We start from the raw sequence: 19465 nt of genomic DNA, 5'->3' as shown, positions 1-19465 counted from the left end.
TGCCCTGTAAGCCCCGTTTGGAAGTCGGGGAGTATTGCGGTAAGGGTTCATATCATACCTGTATTTTTGTAGGGTTTCGGTATCATTTCGGGGCGGTCTTTAACGCTCCTGTTCACGCTTTTTCTGCTGGCTCGGTGCGCCCCTTAAAATCTGGTCGATATTGCGTCTGACTGTCTGAAGCTCCTGCGCCCGCTGGCGTTTCTCCCGGTAGTCGTTATATCCGGCGTTCTTCTGGACGGTAAGCTGCTCAATCTCCCTTTGCAGGGCTTTGCTGGCTGGCAGCTTGGTTATTCCATGCTCCCGGAAATAACGGGCGGCTGTGTCCGCTATGATAAAATCGCTTTCGTGCTGTTCCCGGTAGGCTCTCCGGGCTTTCTCCGATTTCTGCGCTTTCAGACCGTCACGGGCGGGCTTCGTGCCGATATAGCCCAAAAGGTTGCGCTGCAATTCCTTTTTCTCCCGGATAGCGGCTTCCAGCCCTTTCAGTCCGGCAAGGCTCTCCTGCGTGGCGGTGTTGGCTGCGGAAATGGCAGCGTCCAGCTCGTCCGGGGAAGAAAAGCCATACTGCTGGTAGAGCATGAGGGTAGCCGACATCTGTTTGAGGTTGTGCATGGTCGCCCACTTCTCATAGCCCCGTCCTTTCCCCTCGGCTCGCTTGGCGGCTATGTCTACCATGCGCTGTACAGCGTCATTGTTCGGGGCGTTTTTCGCTTCTTTTTTCGTCCGTAAGCGGTCTTTGATACTGCCGGGGTATTCCGCTATGGCTGCGGGTTTTTCGGCGGCTCTGGCGGCGTTCTGCTCCAAAACGGAGAGGACAGCAGCCCGGTCAAAATCGTCCCCCAGCTTCCGGGCGGTAATTGGCTTCGTCCTGTCCGGCGTGAGGTAACTTAGCCGCCCCCGGCTCTCCTTGACGGTCACACCATGCCGGAGAAGCAGGGCGGCAAACTCATCAAAGCCGGAAGCAGCGGCAAGGGCTTCCCGGATAGTCCGGCGCAGCTTCGCCTTATCCGTTTCAAACTTGGTCTGCCGGGGCGCGATACCGTCCGCAGCAATAGGGGCGTTGGCTCTGTCAAGGGCAGCCTGTCCTTTCTTCTGCGCCCAATACTCACGCTCGGTAATGCGTTCTTTGCTGCCGTTCAAAAGGTCTATCTGGTAAAGCCCCTCGCTGTGGCACATCTCCATGACTTCGGCTTTCAGATAGTTCATAGCTGCGTCCGTACAGCGGTGCTTGCAGCCTGCTTTCCTGTCCGCTGGCCTGTCCATGTGGGGCAGCATGGGAACCTCCGCAATCCGCAGACTGTTAATGACGATATGCACATGGATATTTTCGGTGTGGCTGTGTCCGTCCGGGTGGGTGCAGACAAGGGCCTGGTGTCCGGGGAAATGCTCGGCGCAGAACTTCTCGCCCAGCTCCTGCGCCCGATCAACGGTCAAGCCGTTGTCCGGGCCGTCCCGTGGGTCAAAGCTGATGATGTAGTGGTGGCTCTTTACGTCCTCCCGTTTCTGGTTCTTGCCGTAGCGGAGATTGGAGCGCATACAGGCAACGGCAAAATCCTCCCCGCCACAATTCAGAGAGGATATGCGGTAGTCTACCCTCGGTATGAGCCGCCCGTCTGCGTCAAGGGTGGGCTTCATGGTAAACTCGTCATGCTCGAATGTGAGGTATTTTTCAGCGTCCCCGTAGTTGGCATTTTTAGAGCTGATATGTTTGAGTATCGCCAACGGCTTCACCTACTTTCTGCAAGACTTCAAACTTCAAGGCGGCAAGGTCGGCGGCGGCTCCCCGCACTTCCTTTTCCAGCCCCCGGTAGGGGCTTCCGTATTCGTTCAGGCTCCGGGCAATCTGGTTTAAGTTGCCGCCGATTTTCCCGTACTCTGCCGTGAGCTTGGAGAGGGCGGCAAGCAGCCCGTCATTGACCGGGGAAACGGTGACAATGGGGCGTATGGTCGCTTTCCGTATGGCTTGCCGGATAAACTCGGACTGGCTGATTTCATAAGCCGCCAGCCGCCCGGTGAAGTCGGCGTATTCTTCATCGGTCATGCGGGTCTTTACCACATGACGGCGGTGGGGCGTATTGTATTTCTTTCGCATGGTCTGTGACCTCCTTTCTCGCCCGACAGGGCGCATAGCAGGGTTTGGGGAAGGCACTCCCCAACAAGATTCCCGCAGGGGCAAAAATAAGCGGAGAGCGAATTTTGGCACCTCGGTAGAATCTTGCTCTGAAAAACTCCGGCGTTCCCCGGCTCCCGTCCTTTCCGCTAACAAAACGTTTCAAAAGGGCTTTGCTACCCGCTATTCCGGCTTATCTTGAAAATTTTCCTTTCACTACCTACAACACCACGCAAAGCAAAATGGACGGAGATTTTTAGAATTTCCCCTCTATTCCCTACAACACCACGCAAGCCGGAATAGGCGGACAATGGCAGTATTTTTTTCTTTGATACCCTCTACGGATAAGTAAGGGATTTTGCCAACTGCGGCGGCTATTTTCCCTTTTGTTTTTTCATACTGGGGATTTTCAAAAATGCCAAACAGGAACGAAAAAAAGCAGCAAATCTGTTGAATAGATTTACTGCTTTCTGGTTGCCGGCGAAGCGGCGGTTATTCAGTTGTAGGCGGTAGGGCTATCTCCCAAAGCGGAACTTGAAAATAGCTGTGAGAAGCGTCTGGGTGATGTAGTCCTCTGTATCTTGGTCTACCCGTCCATTCACACGGGCGGCACATTGTATGCGGCGGCGGTAATACTGCAATACAGTTCCCACCGCTTCCGGCTCCCCGCTGGCGGCTTGGACGATTGTTTCATAGGGGAGAAGCCTATTATTTCTCATATGCCATTCCCTCCATTTCCGCTTGGAGCTGCCGTAGGGCTTTTCGGATATGGTAGCCCGCTGTGCTGCGGCTGCGCCCGTACTGTCTGCCAATTTCGTGCTGTGGAATACGCTTGAAAAAGGACAGGTAAATCATTTCCCGCTCCCGTTCGTCCAGCCGTGACAGGGCTTCCGCAAGTAAACCGCTGCTGAAAATGACCGTATCGCCGCAAAGGGTAAGTATGTATTCCTCGTCCGGCTCCGGGGCTTGGAAATATTCATCTGTCGTGCCTAAAGGGTAGTGCTTTTCGTCTGTGAGGTATTCAAGGGATATTTCTCTTTTGTGCTTCCTGCTCCGTGTCCTCGCTGCGTTGATCGTTGCATTTCGGATAACGACTTTGCAAAAGGCATGGAAAGTGTACTCGATATGTTCCCGATATTCTTCTGTACAGGTCATGGAAAATCCCCCTTTCCTCCCAAAAGGGCTGTGGCTGGTTAGTAGTTGCTTTTTATGATAGTAAGGGGCGGCAGCACTTTAGGCTGTCGCTCCTTGACTGCCTAACTGCAAAACCGGGCGGGGCTGTCAACGGCGGGCGAAGCCCGTTCATCTTGACCGTTGACTGGCTCGGCCGGGTTTGCTATTTATCCGGCAAACTTGAATTTATTTTAAGCTATCACGTTTTACCTTTTTAAGCCTTACTATCATTACCATAGGAATTTCTTTATTGTTTTTGAAACATTCTTCATAAAATCCATCAATGACAAATCCAGCTCTGAAACAAAGGTTAAAAATATCTTGTATGGAACGATGATAATAAATCTGCTCCTCCGGCTGCCCTTCGATCGCTATATCATAGTAACTGTGCGGTGTCATATATTTTTCAGTCAATGTGATAAAACAAGGGTGCTGCGTTGCAAAGACAAAAATCCCGTTTTCCTCCAATAGTTCATAAACAGCCATAAAAAGCGGTTCAATATCCGTAATATCCATAATTGCCATATTAGAAACTGCTTTCGTAAAGGCTCGATTTCTTTTTAATCCTAATAAGCTTTCTCTATTGGTCGCATCCGCTACGCAAAACTCAATTTGTTTTGCATATTGTGATCGCCGTCTTTTAGCCAATTCTATCATTTTTTTGCTGTAATCAAAAGCGACGACCGAAGCGCCTCTCTGTGCAAGATACGAAGAATAATTTCCATTGCCGCACGCAATATCCAAAATGTAATCCGAAGGATCAGGAGAGAGAAGTTCCGTTACTTTGGGACGTACTACCTCTCTGTGAAATTCATTGGATTCGTCACCCATTGCATCATCCCAAAATTGTGCGTTTTTCTCCCAGATCTTTTTGCTTTCCTCTGTTCCCATGTTCTCTCCCACTCCCAAAATTTGCCTTTTTGCTTCCATTAAATCTTCCTTACTATATTCCATTGTTACCCTCCATAACTTCTGATTGTTGCCGTCTTGACTATTATGTATCTTTTCTTTCCAAAATGGTATAGGCTTTTATTTTTATAATGCTGCAAAACTTTTCTTCTGTAAGGTATTCAAAGGATATTTCCCTTTGCCGCCGCTATTGGAAAGCCAAAAGCAGCGGCTTTTTTACGCGATATGACCGAAAAGACTAGAAAGCAGGATATGTCATCATTTGTCATTTCTTCTCAATGTAATAACTGCATGGCATATCAAGCCAAATACAAGAGAAAAACAGCCACCGCCAAATAGTGATGCTCCCCACCCTGCACCCGACATTGTCATAAAACCGCCAACAAAGAAAATACCAATGCCAAGAAATATCCCGACACCATAAAAAAGTCCAATTGCCATATCATACTTATTAAATTGTCGTTTCTCTTTTTTTCACATGTTTCCATTTTTGTTATTACCTCCTTCGCAAAATCGTCCATGTGGACTCCAAAAAGAAAACAAATTTTTTTCAACGTATTTAAATCGGGTTCATTAACATCTCTCTCCCAATTCGATAGCGCCTGCCGGGTAACATTCAATTTCCCAGCCAGTTCTTCCTGTGTCATTCCCGATTGTGTTCGCAGATGACGTATTTGCTTTCCTGTTGTAATATCCGTCTGTTTCTGGTTCAAAATGGTTCCTCCTCTCTGATGCTGATTTTATCAATGATATTTCGCAATAGCCAGCAATGAACGTTTGCATTGCGCAAGATGTTACATTATCTTCTGAAACATATGCCGGATCTTGTCTAAACGGCTGTTCGGGCGGCGTGGCTGAAACACAGGCTCGCCGGAAGTTTCCTGATACCCTTTTAATTCTGTAATGCAGACACTTCTTCCATTTGTATAAAAATTCAAATCATTTCTATATTCACCAATACAACGGGCAGGGATTTCCCCCTTAAAAATAACTTCATCTTTTTCAAGTCTGGTTGATTCAATGATTGCGCAATACTTTGGTGCGTCATTATAAGCCCGTGAAAGATATTCCTGCGGTGCAAAAAGGGTAAAGGAAAGGTATGGTTCCAACAGTTGTGTTCCTGCTTTTTTCAATGCCTGCTCCAACACGACAGGCGCAAGAAAACGAAAATCAGCGGGGGTGCTGACCGGGCTGTAATAAACTCCATAATCAAAACAAATTTGGCAGTCTGTCACTCCCCAGCCATATAAGCCCTGCTCCATTCCATAACGCACACCCTCCATGACGGCATTTTGAAAACTTTGGTTTAAATAGCCGAGAGATACCTCGCTTTTATATTGTGTTCCGCTTCCAACAGGAAGCGGTGTTACAGTCAAACCAATAGATGCCCAAAACGGATTCGGCGGCACTTCAATATGAATCGTGTAGCTCGCTTTTTTTTGCGGTCTTTCCAGATAAATAACCGAAGGCTCTTTCATAGCCACGCCCACATGATATTTTTCTTCTAATAGCGAACAAATAACTTCTAACTGTACTTTTCCCAAAAAAGATAATATAATCTCATGTGTAACAGTATCAATGTCAAAATGCAAAAGAGGGTCTGTATCAGCAATCTCTGTGAGGGCATTTAACAGGGCTTCCCTTTGCTCCGGCTTTTGCGGCTCTACCGTTGTCCGAAGTAATGGCATGGGATTATCAATCCGTGTTTTGTGAGGCAGGAGTTTTTCATTTCCCAGAATGTCGTTCAGTTTCAAAGTATCATCAGCTAAAATAACAATTTCTCCCGGACAGGCATGGTCAACCGGGACGATTTCACCATTTGACGGAATACACATTTCTGTAATCTTTATTTTTTCCTTTTTTGACAGCAGCAGGGTATCCCGTAAATGGAGCGTCCCATGATACAGGCGTAAATAAGAAAGCCGTTTTTTCCGCTCTGTATACTCAACCTTAAAAACATATCCACATAATTCAGACTGAATATCGTCTGTTTCTGTAATGAAAGTTTCTGTAATCGCTTCAATCAGTTTTTCTGTTCCTAAATTGTCTTTTGCACTCCCATGATAAACAGGAAACAAAGAGCAGCATCTGGTTCTTTTGCACTTTTCATATTGTAATTCCTGTATATCCAAAGAATCCTCTGCAACATATCGTTCTAATAGTTCATCGCTTCCGGAAATAATCATATCCCATTTGTCCAAATCAGAAATATCGGTCATGGTTATCTTTGGCGACAGGGAAACCTCCTGCATGACAATCATATCACTGGTAAGTTTATCTTTAATGCTTTGGTAAACACGCCGCAGGTCGATCCCATTTTGGTCTATCTTATTTATAAAGATAATTGTCGGAATGTCCATTTTCTGAAGCGCATGGAATAATATACGGGTTTGTGCCTGTACGCCGTCTTTTGCCGAAATGACTAAAACAGCTCCGTCAAGGACAGATAAAGAGCGGTATGCTTCGGTTAAAAAATCCATATGACCGGGAGTGTCCACGATATTGATTTTATAATCATTCCAGCAAAAAGAAGTAACCGCTGTCTGAATGGTAATTCCGCGCTGCCGTTCCAAAATCATAGTGTCTGTTCTTGTAGTTCCTTTATCCACGTTTCCTTGTTCCGCAATCGCTCCACTGGTGTACAGCAGGCTTTCCGTCAATGTTGTTTTTCCTGCGTCTACATGGGCGAGAATTCCAATATTGATTATTTTCATGTGATTGTCCTCCTTTTACAGCCCCAAAAGGGCATAAAAATCCCCAGCAGTAAAATACTTTTACCACTGGGGATTATAATTTGCGGACATACACATATACAGCATACACCTGTTTGTGATTGCTGTTTTTCGGATATGTCAAAATTGATAAGGCAAAAGTATTCTTAAATTGGGTACAAAAAACCAAGCCCCCACAAAAGGGACTATCATAATCCTTTGTTCCCACTATTTGATTATAGTTTTATTTAAGAATACCTTGCCGCATATTTTTTACTCCTTTTTTGGAATGATGCTATTATATCACATTAGTTTTAGGAAAGAAAGTACCTAAAAGAAATTTTTCTTCCCCTTATATGTAACAATCATACCGACTTTCTGGCGTTCAGAATGGTTTCTGCTGTCTGCTGTGGTGTTTGGTTGGAATTGTCCAGCCAAAAGCCGATCCGTGGTGTTGTCTGCATAAATGTATCGTATAAGGTTTCAACCGTAAAGCCGGAATAGCCTGTTTTCTCCCTGTATCGTTCCCTTCCTTTTATTGTTTCCACATCTGGACAAAGAACGACAACCTCAACAGGGTATTTATGCGGCACAAAAAATATGTACATGTAACTAATTCAACACATTTATAATTTGAATAGGGACATTATAGCATTTACTAAATACAAATTCAATGTATACGGAAATAAAGATATAAGGAGTGGGAAGGATTCCGCCGTAGTCGGCATTGTAGGAAAATCCAAAAGTTTAGATTTTCCCACAATGCTTATCTTTTGGTCTTTGGTTCGGAATAGTGTAGTGCTGGCGGTCTATCTCTTGTTTTCGGTTGCTTGCTTCCTTACCGTACATGAGCATTGCTTGCCGGGTTGTCCGCCCCGTATCCCTCCAAAAGATTGACGCCGCCCCATACGCAAAGCGCCCCGCCGAGGCCCACAACGATGGTCTGCAAAGTATCAACTGCACTATTGAAAAATTCCATAAATATACCTCCATAAATTCAGATTGTGATGGTGTTTGGGTGCAAAAAAAGCCGCCGTTCACAGCGGCAGCCTCACAATCCGCAGACAGCCCGGAGTTACTGGCCGTCCCGCCATTCCAGCACAGCCAGCGAAAAAATCTCGCCCCATGCTTCACACAGTCTGCGGTCTATTTCCCTTGCAAGTTCTTCGGCTTCCCCGTCCGTGGGCGGGGTATCATGTTCCGCGATCCACTGGCACAGCACCGCAGCGGAAATGATCGCCCGGTAGATTTCTTTCTCATACTTGAAATAATCCGCAAATGTCCATTCGTCCGAGTGTCCCATCGGTCACGCTCCTTTCTTTGTGGCCGCTTTATTCCGCGGCAAAATCTTCCTCCGACAGCTCAATGTCGTAGAGGTCAAAGGGTTCGTCCTCCGTTATCACGCGCCGCTTTTTCCGGCGCAGGGACGACAGGTAGCTGTCCACATCAAAGGTATTCTTTTTGTCAGCGTCCGAGAGGTATTGATAGCGGGGGTGGCGGGTGATGTCGTATTTCTCACTGAAAAACGGCCTCACGCCGCGCACCTGCAAAATACACTTACCTCCATCCATCGTTGCAATTTCGTCTTGGCTCATCAGCTCCTTTCCGAGTTTCTGGTAGTTCAGTCCGTGGGAGGTCTGCGCGCCCCGGTTCTCGCTCTGGTTATAGCTGTCAATGGTTTCCTTGCCCAGCACCTCCGCGATCTCCTTGGCGTTCTTGCCCCTGCCACTAAGGAACAGCGTACAGTCGCAGTTGTCGGAAATGATTTCCGCCGCGTCCTTGTAAATGGCCTTTAGCTGCGACTGGCTCTGCAAAATAATAGAAGCCGAGATTTCCCGGCTTCGGATGGTGGCGATCAGCTTGTCAAAGTTTGGAATCTGGCCGATGTTGGCGAACTCGTCCAGAATCAGCCGCACATGGACGGGCAGCCGCCCGCCATATTTGTCATCGGCCCGGTCACACAAAAGGTTGATAAGCTGGCTTTGCACCATTGCCAGAATGAAATTAAAGGTCGTGTCCGTGTCCGACATAATCAGGAACAGGGCTGTTTTTTTATCCCCGATGGTATCAAGTTCCAGTTCGTCGTCCTCCATCAGCTCCCGCACCTCCCGGATGTCAAAGGGCGCTAATCTGGCTCCGCAGCTTATCAAAATGGAGCTGCGGGTCTTGCCTGCCGACAGCAGGAATTTACGGTACTGGCGCACCGCAAAGTGTTCCGGGTCTTTTTCTTCCAGCCGTTCAAACATCTGGTCTACCGGGGATTGAAATTCCGGGTCGTCCTCGCGGGCTTCGCTGGCGTTTATCATTTCAAGAAGCGTGGTGAAATTCATTTCATCGTCCGGCGCTTCGTACCAGATATAGCCAATGAGGGCCGAATACAGCAGGCGTTCCGATTTGATCCAAAAATCCTCGGCGCTCTTTTCGCCCTCGCCCTTGGTGTTGCAGATCAGCGTGTTTACCAGCTTCAAAATGTCCTTTTCCGAATGGATGTAGCGAAACGGGTTGTAGCGCATACTCTTGGAAAAGTTAATGGTATTCAGCACCTTTACCCGGTAGCCGCACCGCACAAGGAGCTGGCCCACCTCGCCGATCAGACTTCCTTTCGGGTCAGTAATCACGAATGAGGTCGGGTAGTCTTTGGACACGCACTGCATGAGGTTGGGCTTCACAAAGAACCGGGTCTTGCCGCTGCCGGAACCGCCGATCACCAGCACATTTTTATTCCGGGCGGTCTTGGGGTCTTTGGGCCGGTTGTTCATGGTGAGGCGTTCCGTCTGGGTCAGGAGGATGTTGTTGTCAAACACCGGGTCGATGTACGGGGCTATATCTTTCGGCCCGCCCCAACGGGCGCTGCCGTACTCGACGCCCCGGCGGTATTTCTTGGCGTTCTTGCTCTTGCAGTACACCATCAGCCGCAGTGCCACCGCACCGGCCACACCCACCGCCAGATCGAACAGGTGGAAGCTGGGGGCGGCGCTTTCAAAGGCAAGGGAAAAGCCGTCCGCAAGGTGCAGCAGTTTCTCCGACAAGTCCGCCCCAGCCGCCAGCCGGTAGGTCTGTCTCAGCTTGCCGAACAGGTAAACGAACAGCAGGTAGGGCAGGTTGGCGATTATCAGCTTTTTCATTTCCGGCTTCATCGTGACAGCCCCCTTTCCTTGATTTTCTCCTTGGCCTGCTGGCTGCTTCTGGCCGCTGCCTTTTCTTTCAGGACGGCAAGGGTTTTTCGGATGGAGGGGCGTTCCTGCTGTTGGAGCTTCTTGGCCGTAAACTCCTTAAACGCCTGTTCCAGATTGTCCGCCTGCTTGGATTTGAAGATCACGATATACCGGGGCGGATGGGTGGTGCGGTCTTTCCGCAGGGTAAAATCAATGTCGTATTTCTTGGCGCAGGGCTTAAATAAGCCAATGTTGGCGTCGGTGATCTCAATGTTGGACAGGGCGGAACCGTCCTTTTTGAGCTGCCGTAAGCTCTGCTGGCCGTGATGGGCCTTGCCCGTCCCTTTCTGCCGGGCGGCCAGATATTTTCGGATGGCCGCTTGCAGCACTTGGGCGGTGAGCTTGCCCGTCTTAACCGCTAACGCTATGGTTTTCTGGTCTACTTCTTCCTGCAACTGCTATCCCTCCTTTGGAAAGTCAGCAGGCAGGCGGATGGCTTAAATCCGCACCCGCAGGCCGGAGAGATCGTCGGCATGGATTCCCACCAGATACCAGTTCTCGGCCATTTCAATGCGGGTCGGCCTCCATCTGCCGCCCACCATCACATCAAAAGTTTCTCCGCAGTGCAGGCCGCCGTAATAGTCCGCAAGGTCAAAGCGGATGTCGTAGCGGTCTGTCTGCTCGTCAAAAATCAAAGCACCCTGTTTCATAGGGCCGTCCTCCTTTCTCGTCGTCACAAGCTCCATATCGCTTGTTTCCACGCAAGCGTGAAAAGCTCGCTCATTTCGCTGTTTCTCCTCTCCCCACAAAATCACCGATTTTGCGGGGTTCCCCAACTGCCTGTGTTCATGTCATGGGCCACCAGCGCCGTGTAATAGCCGTTGATGGTACTTGGGGCGTTGAACAGAACCGCCAGCAGGTATTTTTTGATGTTCCGTATTTCCGTGGTGTTTTTGCTGATACAGTCAAAGACAAACTCAATGTGAGAACTGTTCAGCTTCATCAGCTTGGATTTCACCAGCTCGGCGGGGTAATCGTCCCCGGCAATGCGGATGGTCTTTCGGGCGCTGCATACGGTTTCCACCAGCAAGTCCACGATCTCGTCCAGCATATCCCGGTCAATCCCCTTGGCGTACTGGCAAAGGTGTTCATACTCGATGTTGTCCTTGATGATCTCCCGATAAATCTCTACGGCGCTCTGTGATTTCGCTCCCGTTCCTTTCCGTTCCGGCGGCGCAGCCGCTTCTTCCCCCAAAGGAGAGGGAGGGGAAAGGATAGGAATGGAATCGGTATTTGATCCATCTGTAATTGATTTCTCTTTACTTGATCTATCTTTATTTAATTGCGTTGGTTTTTCCTGCGTAGGCTTTTCCTGCGTTGGATTATCCAATGTTGGATTTTCCAATGTAGGTGAATCCGGCACAGGCTGGGGCTGTTCGTAAATGATGTAATCCGCCCCGCGCAGGCGGCCTTGGCTGTCACGCTCACGGGAACGCACGATATAGCCCGCCTGTTCCAGCTCTCGGACAGCCGCCCGGATCGCGTCGATCTGCTCCCGGTTGATAAGGGACAAGCCTTTCAGCGTAAAGTCCCAATCCTCCGGCAAGGACAGCATTTGCGACAGCAGCCCCTTGGCTTTCAGGGACAAGTCCTTGTTCCGCAGGTGGTGGTTGGACATCACCGTGTAGCCCCGGTTTTTCTCCACTCGAAAAACTGCCATCTCGTCGTCCACTCCTTTCACTTGAAATTTCACCGCGCCGTCAAGGGCGGTGAGCTTGCCCGGCTGGTAGGGACATTCCTCATACACACAAAACTGGTACTTCCAGTGCGGGCGGTAGAAACGGCAGGTGCCGCAGTCCTCCGGCGCTCCGGCCTCGCCGCTGTCAAAATGATCTGCGCCCGGCCTCGTCTGCATGAGCTGTTCAAAGGCCCGGTCGCTGCCGGAAGTAAAGTACATAGGCGGTCGCCTCCTTTCTGGTTTTGGGCGCAAAAAAAGCGGCGTCCTGATCTCCCCAAAGGGGAAAAGAGAACGCCGCCGTCTGCGGTGTCGTATTCGATTTTCGATGTGTCACTATTTGGGCGGTGGGCTTCACGGGAGGCAGAAGCGTGTCAAAGCTCAATCCGAAAGTAGTAAATCGGTAGTAAATTCAGTTCTTATATCCCGTGAAATGCCCGTATTTCCGGGCTTTTTGGAGATAATCAGAGTTGTTATTTAATAAAGATAAAAGAATCCACGGTTCTTGTCAAATTTTGTTCTTCTATCTTTACAACTTGTTCACTTGCTTTAGTATTCATAAAAAGCCGCCATTCATTTGGCAGCTCTTTATGATTTGTTGCAAGACAATCGCTCACGTTCGGAGGGACATGGCATAAAACATTACCGATTGCCTATCTTCTTTTATCAGTCTTCAAAGGCTCCTGCCGGATACAGTGGGAACTTCGCAATCAGAGCCTCTGCCTGTGCTTTGCAGGCCGCAAGATTTTCCTGATCTTCCGGCGCGTCTGCAACTTTATTCATGATTGCCGCGATCTCTTTGATCTCTGGCTCTTTTAATCCTCTCTGTGTAACTGCTGTCAATCCAATACGGACACCGCTGGTCACAAATGGTTTCTCTGGGTCAAACGGAATCATATTCTTATTTACAGTGATTCCCACAGCGTCCAGCGCGTTCTGGAATGCTTTTCCTGTGATGTGTTTTCCTCTCAGATCAGCCACCAGAAGATGATTGTCTGTTCCGCCACTCACAATTCGGAATCCATAGTTTGTCAGCTCTTCTGCCAAGCATTTCGCATTTTTCACTACCTGCTCCATAATCGCTTTAAATTCATCAGACGCAGCATATTGAAAGGACCATGCTTTAGCCGCCATGGTATGTAACTGAATGGAACCCAGAGCTCCCGGAAAGGTTCCTTTATCCAGAAGCTTTGCATGCTCCGCTTTACAGAATACCATACCACTTCTCGCACTACAGAAAGTCTTTGTGGTAGAAGAAGTCACAAAATCAGCATACGGAATCGGACTTGGAATTACTTTTGCTGCCACCAGTCCAGCCACATGAGCCATATCTACCATGAAATAAGCCCCTACCTCTTTTGCTACTTTCGCGATTCTCTCATAGTCGATCAGTCTGGAATAAGAACTAGCCCCTGCGATAATTAATTTCGGGCGGTATTCTTTTGCTTTCTCCTCCAGTGCGTCGTAATCAATCAACTCTGTCTCCGAGTTCATCGCATAGAATTCAAAGTGATAAATCTTACTTACCCAGTTAGCAGGTGAACCATGAGTCAAATGGCCTCCCTGGTCTAGTCTCATACTCAACACTTTGTCTCCTGGCTCCAGAATAGATGCAAACACACTGTAGTTTGCGGTGGAACCGGAATAAGACTGAATGTTCACATGGTCTGCTCCAAACAGCTCTCTCGCTCTCTCGCAGGCCAATTCTTCCACTTTATCCGCAATATGAGAGCCTGCCTGGAATCTCTTTCCCGGATAGCCTTCCAGTGTTTTATTGGTAAACACGCTTCCGGTCAGCTCCATAACTGCCAACGGCGCCGTACTCTCAGAAGCGATCATTTCAATATTATGTTCCTGACGTTTTAATTCCTCGTCCACTAATCCCGCCAAAACTGGATCTGTAGCTCTTGTTACCTTTAACATGTTAAAAATCTCCTTTCAAATTTCTCACTATATATGTAATTTAATTACGTTTTTCTTCGATCGCCCAGATTCCTTCCGGATCGTCAATTCCAAATTGCTCTGGATGAAAGACAGGATCTTTTCCCTGTTTTTTCTGTTCCTCATAATCTTTAAATATCGCAAAAGCCTGCTTCGACATCAGCGCAACTGCGATAATATTCAGCCAGGTCATAATACCTGCTCCTGTATCTCCCATCGTCCAGATAATATCTGCGTTGACCAAAACACCTGAGAAAGTGGACAGAATAAAGATTGTACGAATTACCCAGACTGCTGTCTTTTTCCCTTTAAACAGGTAATTCACATTGCTCTCAGCCTGGTATTCATACCCAATCAGGCTCGTGAACACAAACAATACAATGATAATCGCAAACAGCTTACCGCCCAAAAGAGAACCATAGGTGGCTTCCAGAATATCCTGTGACCAACCTACACCATACTGACTCCCTGGCAGATACTCAACAATCATTTTCCCCGTCGTTTCATTGATGACATTATAGGAATTGCTCAAGAGCAAAATAATAGCTGTGGAAGTACAAACAATAAAAGAAACAATATATACGGACAACGCCTGTACCAGTCCCTGTTTTGCCGGATGCGTCACCTCAGCGGCCGCAGATACAATCGCACCAGAACCTTGGCCTGCCTCTGTGGAGTACACACCCCTTTTTACTCCCCACGCAATCGCGGAACCTACGATTCCTCCAAACACCGCATCCACCCCGAACGCGGAACCGAAGATCTGGCCGATTACACCCGGAATATTTTTGAAATAAATCACAACAATTCCGATCGCCATCAACATGTAGACCAAACACATGATCGGAGCTGCCTTCTCAGCAAACTTACCGATTCTTTTCACGCCACCGAATACTACAATAGCCAGAAACACACATAAGATCACGCCTCCTGTAATCATTCCTGTGCCAAAAGATCTCTGGAATGTGCTCGCCACAGAATTGGCGTGCAGCCCCGGCATTAAAATTCCAGGTCCTAATATTGTAGCCAATGCAAACAAAACCGCATATGGCTTAATCTTCAGTCCTCTCTCTATAAACAGCGCAGGACCTCCAATATACTCTCCATTAATTTTAGTCTTATAAGCCTGTGCAAGTGTGGACTCCATGAGTGCTGTAGCCGCTCCTAATAGTCCCAAAACCCACATCCAAAATACCGCACCTGGCCCTCCAAAGTAGATCCCTGTGGCAACTCCGGCCACACTTCCCATTCCCACACGAGAACCAACTGTCGTGGCAAATGCCTGGAATGGTGTAATTCCGCTTTTGCTGTCAGGGTCTGCTTTCACCAGCAAATGTATCATATCCTTGAACAGTCGAATCTGCGGAAACTTCAGTCTGATAGAAAAATATACCCCCGCCACCAGACAAATCACAACCAGTACGTTACTCCAGACAATGGAATTTACCTGTGTTATCGCATTGTTGAAAAATTCCATTTTTTTCTCCTTCTTGGTTATTTCTTATATTCTTGATTATTCATTGTGCACAACTTTTATGAATGTATTATCCCAAATCTGTTGCTTATTTACTATTACTGATCTTGACTCTCTTTTTATCAATTTTGATTTTTCTCTGTATGAGGAAACACGCTTTATCATAATTACTTTTTATCCAGACATGACAAACCTCAAAATCCAAAATCTTCTATAAATGAAAATTACGAACACCGACAACATTTTGGTATAATAAACGAAGATTTTTATAATAACCAGGAGGAACCGTAAAATGAAGTTTAAAAAATTTATATGCATATCCACAATCATATGCACGGTCAGTTTAAGCTTTTTGGGATGTAAAGACACAGACAGCTCATCAGCAGACACACCCGAAGTAAAATCGGAGTCCCAAACCAGCGCGTCTGCGAACACTGAAATTTCTGAGACTCCAACACCCGATGACGGACAATCAGAAGAAAAATCCTCTGATGAAGTGCAGTCTATTAAGGCAGAAAACTCACAGACCGATAGCCAGGTGCTAGAACAGTATAAGATCATTCTCAGTCAGGCGGATTCTTATCCATATGATTCCACAGGAAGCAACATCCCCACGGGAAATTACAAATATGCCCTTGTACAGATGCAAAGCGACAATCCAATTCCTGCACTTCTCTTATCTCAGGAAACCCAAAATGGACTGTATTTCATACGTGTGTTTCAGTACAACCCTGACGACCAGACTATGTCCCAGCCCTCAGAAACCATTACGGAAGGCACTGCTGGAGTGGGCGGTTTCCGCGGCAGCTTAGGCATCATGAGAGATGGTAATGGATTATCACTCACTGAAGTTTCCAGCGGAACCGGAGACATGTCAGTTTCCCGCGTCACATTAGAAGGCGGTTCTATCAGTACATCGCCAGAATGGAATGGCCGTCTCGGAGATTCAGTTCCCGAAGCTTTAAACAGCGAAACGATCAACTGGAACGACGTCAGCAATACCGATGCCCTTGACAACTGGACGGCCGTTACCTCCAATTCAACCGAAGCCTCCAATAATACTGAAAACAGCTCAGAGGGAACTGCGTTGGAAAGCAGTGAAGCGCCAGAAGAAGCTGCCCTTCCCGAAGACAGCGGAAGAATTGTCTTTCAAGGTACTATTGACAACTACAGCTACGACCAGGTGATTGCTCTACAGGGAACGCCGGACCCCAACGGCGGCTCATCCACAGGTATGAGCTACCATCTGATTGTGCTAGATACGCCGCAGGTTATGGACCTGAGATCTGGCGGCGACCCGGGAACACGGAGCTGAGAAGTTTCCATGATCCGTATTTTCAACAGCGAAGGTCTAAGTCAATACAACGGACAGCACTTGACATTCAGCATTGATCCAAACCAAACCTACTGGCCCAGCGATACTTCACTGCCGGTAGGGCAGCCAGGTACCAGCGATATAAAAGTTCTAAACTGAAATCCGAAATATACACCGCCATAATGAGATCTTTTCTATTGAACAAAGTGGGCAGACCCACTTCAGTACCCCATCCCCTCAGTCTTTAAGGGGCACATCCCACTTTGCGCGCCGCCTTGCGGCGTGCGTATCCTTAGCGGAGCGTTTATGTAATAGGAAAAGGCTTTCCTATTACATAAAAAAATGAGATATTCCACGCATGGCACGGAATATCTCATTTTTTATAAACTAAACTCAAAATAAAATCCCAATATGATAAATCAAAAACGATGCAATCCACGCTACCGCACACTGTCCAAACACCATAGCGGCCGCCCACTTGCCTCCAAGTTCTCTTCGCACAGATGCAATTGCCGCCACACACGGAGTATACAACAGACAGAAGACCAACAGTGAAACAGCGCCCGGCACAGCCAAGCTATTCTGAAGCAATCCGGTACTTCCATACAGCACAGTCAAGGATGATACAACACTCTCCTTCGCCAAAAATCCAGAGATCAGAGAAGTTACAATCCTCCAATCTCCAAAGCCGACGGGAATAAAAATCGGTGCAAGAATACCCGCTGCAACAGCCAGAATACTGTTCTGAGAATCTGAAACCATATTCAGACTCATATCGAAATTCTGTAGGAACCAGATGACAATCGTCGCTATAAAAATGACGGTGAACGCCCTCTGTAAGAAATCTTTCGCTTTATCCCAAAGCAAATGCCCCACATTTTTTGCCCCAGGCATTCTGTAGTTGGGAAGCTCCATGACAAAAGGAACCGCCTTTCCTTTGAACTTCGTTTTCTTGAAAATCAGAGCCATTAATATTCCAGAAGCTATTCCAAACAAATAGAGTCCAATCATCACAATCGCCGCGTAATTCGGAAAGAATGCCGCAGTAAAAAACGCATAAATCGGCAGCTTTGCAGTGCAGCTCATAAACGGGGTCAGCAAAATGGTCATCTTTCTGTCCCTCTCTGAAGGAAGAGTTCTGCTTGCCATCACTCCGGGCACCGTACAACCAAATCCAATCAGCATCGGAACAATGCTCCTGCCGGAAAGCCCCAATTTTCTCAGCAGCTTGTCCATGATGAAAGCGACCCGGGCCATGTAACCGCTGTCCTCCAGAAGCGAGAGAAAGAAAAACAAAGTCACAATAATCGGTAAAAAGCTCAGGACACTTCCTACTCCGTTAAAAATTCCATCTATCACCAGGGAGTGAAGAGCATGATTCACATGGGCTGTTTCCATCGCAGCGTCCACAGCCTCCGTCAGCCAAGTAACTCCCAGCTCCAATATACCCTGTAAAGTACTTCCGATTACATTAAAGGTCAGCCAGAACACAAGCCCCATAATTCCGATAAACGCGGGAATCCCCGTATATTTTCCTGTTAAAAACCGGTCAATTCTTCTGCTCCGAACCCGTTCCTTGCTTTCCTTGGGCTTTACTACCGTCGCCTGGCAGACACTCTCGATATACCGGAAACGCATTTGCGCGATAGCCGCTGCTCGGTCCAGCCCTGTCTCTTCCTCCGTCTGCTTTGCGATATGCTCCAAAGTTTCCTGTTCGTTTTCCGTAAGCTGAAGCTGCTCTAAAATCTTTTTATCTCCCTCTAAGATCTTGCTGGCAGCAAAACGAATGGGAATCCCATTTCTCTTGGCATGATCTTCAATCAGATGCATCACCGCATGTATTCCTCTATGAATCCCTTCTTCTTTTTCACAAAAATCAATGGACATCGGCGCTTCTTGATATTTCGCTATATGTATCGCATGCTGAATCAACTCCTCGATGCCCTCTCCCTTCGCCGCAGATATTGGAATCACAGGGACACCAAGGGCAGCTTCCATATCGTTTACTAAAACAGACCCCCCATTCTCTCTGAGTTCATCCATCATATTCAACGCGATCACCATGGGAAATCCCAGCTCCATAAGCTGCATAGTCAGATACATATTTCGCTCGATGTTGGTCGCGTCTACGATATTTATAATCCCTCTTGGCTTCTCCCTCAGAATGAATTCCCGGGTCACAATCTCTTCATTACTGTATGGAGACATGGAATAGATACCCGGCAAATCTGTAATCAGAGTGTTTTTATGTCCTCTGATTACACCGTCTTTCCGGTCCACCGTCACGCCGGGAAAGTTTCCCACATGCTGTTTTGCCCCTGTCAGCCGGTTAAATAGCGTCGTCTTTCCACAGTTTTGATTTCCCACCAATGCAAAAGTGAGTACTTCATCCTCTGGCAAAGGATTCTCGTTCTTCCGGTTATGATATTTTCCCCCTTCTCCATATCCTGGATGCGGTGTCTCTGAGCTGCGGACATCCATTCCAGAGGAAACCGGCGGATGTGCTTCGCTGATTTCTATATTTTTCGCGTCCTCCAGCCGGATAGTCAACTCATACCCATGGATTCTCAATTCAATGGGGTCTCCCATGGGAGCATATTTCATCACTGTGACCTCTGTCCCCTGAATCAAGCCCATATCTAAAAAATGCTGCCGCAAAGCCCCGCTTCCCCCCACGGAAAGAATCGTGGCTGTCTTCCCTATCTGAAGCTCACTTAGTCTCATAACCTCTTCCCTTTCTCTTTCGTTATCCAAGCTTTTCATTCTGCAAAAGCTTCCCGTTCCGCCAGGACAGCTCTGTTTCCAAAATATGCTCCAATTATATCATCTGAGAGAGGTTTATTCAATGCAGAAGAACTTCCTGCCAGGCTTATCGAACAAAATACAAAGCGGATAACTTTTTTCTTCATAGTTATCCGCTCTGTATCTTATTCTAAACTGCC

At 47.6% G+C, this 19465-nt stretch carries 17 protein-coding genes and 1 pseudogene; 1 reads left to right on the top strand and 17 read right to left on the bottom strand.

What is annotated here, in order from left to right; all coding sequences use genetic code 11:
- Window positions 1–99 precede the first annotated feature (99 nt).
- The 15 genes and pseudogenes from BLHYD_RS00485 to BLHYD_RS00410 all read right to left on the bottom strand — a co-directional run bounded on the left by BLHYD_RS00485 (window position 100) and on the right by BLHYD_RS00410 (window position 15211).
- Window positions 100–1722, bottom strand: a complete 1623-nt coding sequence (locus BLHYD_RS00485; protein WP_002602093.1) for a relaxase/mobilization nuclease domain-containing protein — start codon at window positions 1720–1722, stop codon at window positions 100–102.
- On the bottom strand, window positions 1694–2092 hold the full coding sequence (locus BLHYD_RS00480) for a plasmid mobilization protein (RefSeq protein ID WP_002602094.1): 399 nt from the start codon (window positions 2090–2092) through the stop codon (window positions 1694–1696). The genes BLHYD_RS00485 and BLHYD_RS00480 overlap by 29 nt, the downstream gene beginning before the upstream one ends.
- A gap of 533 nt (window positions 2093–2625) precedes the next feature.
- Entirely contained in the window at window positions 2626–2829 is a 204-nt protein-coding gene (locus BLHYD_RS00475; protein WP_002602095.1) for a helix-turn-helix domain-containing protein, read from the bottom strand.
- Complete coding sequence (locus tag BLHYD_RS00470) at window positions 2819–3265, bottom strand: RNA polymerase sigma factor (protein ID WP_002602096.1); 447 nt, start codon at window positions 3263–3265, stop codon at window positions 2819–2821. The genes BLHYD_RS00475 and BLHYD_RS00470 overlap by 11 nt, the downstream gene beginning before the upstream one ends.
- A gap of 204 nt (window positions 3266–3469) precedes the next feature.
- Entirely contained in the window at window positions 3470–4237 is a 768-nt protein-coding gene (locus BLHYD_RS00465) for a class I SAM-dependent methyltransferase (protein WP_002602097.1), read from the bottom strand.
- Window positions 4238–4450: 213 nt separating this feature from the next.
- Window positions 4451–4905 (bottom strand): annotated as a pseudogene (locus BLHYD_RS00460) (helix-turn-helix domain-containing protein).
- A gap of 81 nt (window positions 4906–4986) precedes the next feature.
- Window positions 4987–6906 carry a tetracycline resistance ribosomal protection protein Tet(32) gene (tet(32), locus tag BLHYD_RS00455; protein ID WP_002602099.1) on the bottom strand — a complete coding sequence of 640 codons (1920 nt, stop codon included), beginning with the start codon at window positions 6904–6906 and terminating at the stop codon, window positions 4987–4989.
- 835 nt (window positions 6907–7741) lie between these two features.
- Window positions 7742–7882 carry a Maff2 family mobile element protein gene (locus BLHYD_RS00445; RefSeq protein WP_003819033.1) on the bottom strand — a complete coding sequence of 47 codons (141 nt, stop codon included), beginning with the start codon at window positions 7880–7882 and terminating at the stop codon, window positions 7742–7744.
- Window positions 7883–7978: 96 nt separating this feature from the next.
- On the bottom strand, window positions 7979–8206 hold the full coding sequence (locus BLHYD_RS00440) for a hypothetical protein (RefSeq protein WP_005946702.1): 228 nt from the start codon (window positions 8204–8206) through the stop codon (window positions 7979–7981).
- Between the two features lie 28 nt (window positions 8207–8234).
- Window positions 8235–10040: a VirD4-like conjugal transfer protein, CD1115 family gene (locus tag BLHYD_RS00435; protein ID WP_005946701.1), complete on the bottom strand. Its 1806-nt coding sequence runs from the start codon at window positions 10038–10040 to the stop codon at window positions 8235–8237.
- Window positions 10037–10513, bottom strand: coding sequence for a PcfB family protein (locus BLHYD_RS00430; protein ID WP_003819038.1), 477 nt, complete (start codon window positions 10511–10513; stop codon window positions 10037–10039). Before BLHYD_RS00430 ends, BLHYD_RS00435 begins: the two co-directional genes overlap by 4 nt.
- Window positions 10514–10555: 42 nt before the next feature.
- Entirely contained in the window at window positions 10556–10768 is a 213-nt protein-coding gene (locus tag BLHYD_RS00425; protein ID WP_003819042.1) for a DUF5348 domain-containing protein, read from the bottom strand.
- A 101-nt stretch (window positions 10769–10869) separates the two neighbouring features.
- Window positions 10870–11778 (bottom strand): DUF6017 domain-containing protein, encoded by a 909-nt coding sequence (locus BLHYD_RS00420; protein WP_196905155.1) that lies wholly within the window; start codon window positions 11776–11778, stop codon window positions 10870–10872.
- Between the two features lie 681 nt (window positions 11779–12459).
- Window positions 12460–13716: a serine hydroxymethyltransferase gene (locus tag BLHYD_RS00415; RefSeq protein WP_005946694.1), complete on the bottom strand. Its 1257-nt coding sequence runs from the start codon at window positions 13714–13716 to the stop codon at window positions 12460–12462.
- A gap of 40 nt (window positions 13717–13756) precedes the next feature.
- Complete coding sequence (locus BLHYD_RS00410) at window positions 13757–15211, bottom strand: alanine/glycine:cation symporter family protein (RefSeq protein WP_005946693.1); 1455 nt, start codon at window positions 15209–15211, stop codon at window positions 13757–13759.
- A gap of 289 nt (window positions 15212–15500) precedes the next feature.
- Here BLHYD_RS00410 and BLHYD_RS00405 point away from each other — a divergent pair, with 289 nt between their 5' ends.
- Window positions 15501–16523: a hypothetical protein gene (locus BLHYD_RS00405; protein ID WP_005946690.1), complete on the top strand. Its 1023-nt coding sequence runs from the start codon at window positions 15501–15503 to the stop codon at window positions 16521–16523.
- A gap of 393 nt (window positions 16524–16916) precedes the next feature.
- Here BLHYD_RS00405 and feoB read toward each other — a convergent pair whose 3' ends face one another.
- Together feoB and BLHYD_RS00395 are read right to left on the bottom strand one after the other, a co-directional pair.
- The gene (gene feoB, locus BLHYD_RS00400) at window positions 16917–19247 is read right to left on the bottom strand and encodes a ferrous iron transport protein B (RefSeq protein WP_040350487.1); all 2331 of its coding nucleotides are present in this window, start codon (window positions 19245–19247) and stop codon (window positions 16917–16919) included.
- A 35-nt stretch (window positions 19248–19282) separates the two neighbouring features.
- Entirely contained in the window at window positions 19283–19432 is a 150-nt protein-coding gene (locus tag BLHYD_RS00395; RefSeq protein WP_005946687.1) for a hypothetical protein, read from the bottom strand.
- Window positions 19433–19465: the final 33 nt, after the last annotated feature.

This window comes from Blautia hydrogenotrophica DSM 10507 (assembly GCF_034356035.1).
In the GTDB taxonomy this organism is placed as follows: domain Bacteria; phylum Bacillota; class Clostridia; order Lachnospirales; family Lachnospiraceae; genus Blautia_A; species Blautia_A hydrogenotrophica.
The sequence above is the reverse complement of the archived record's forward strand: the minus strand, read 5'-3'. Positions and strand labels throughout refer to the sequence as shown.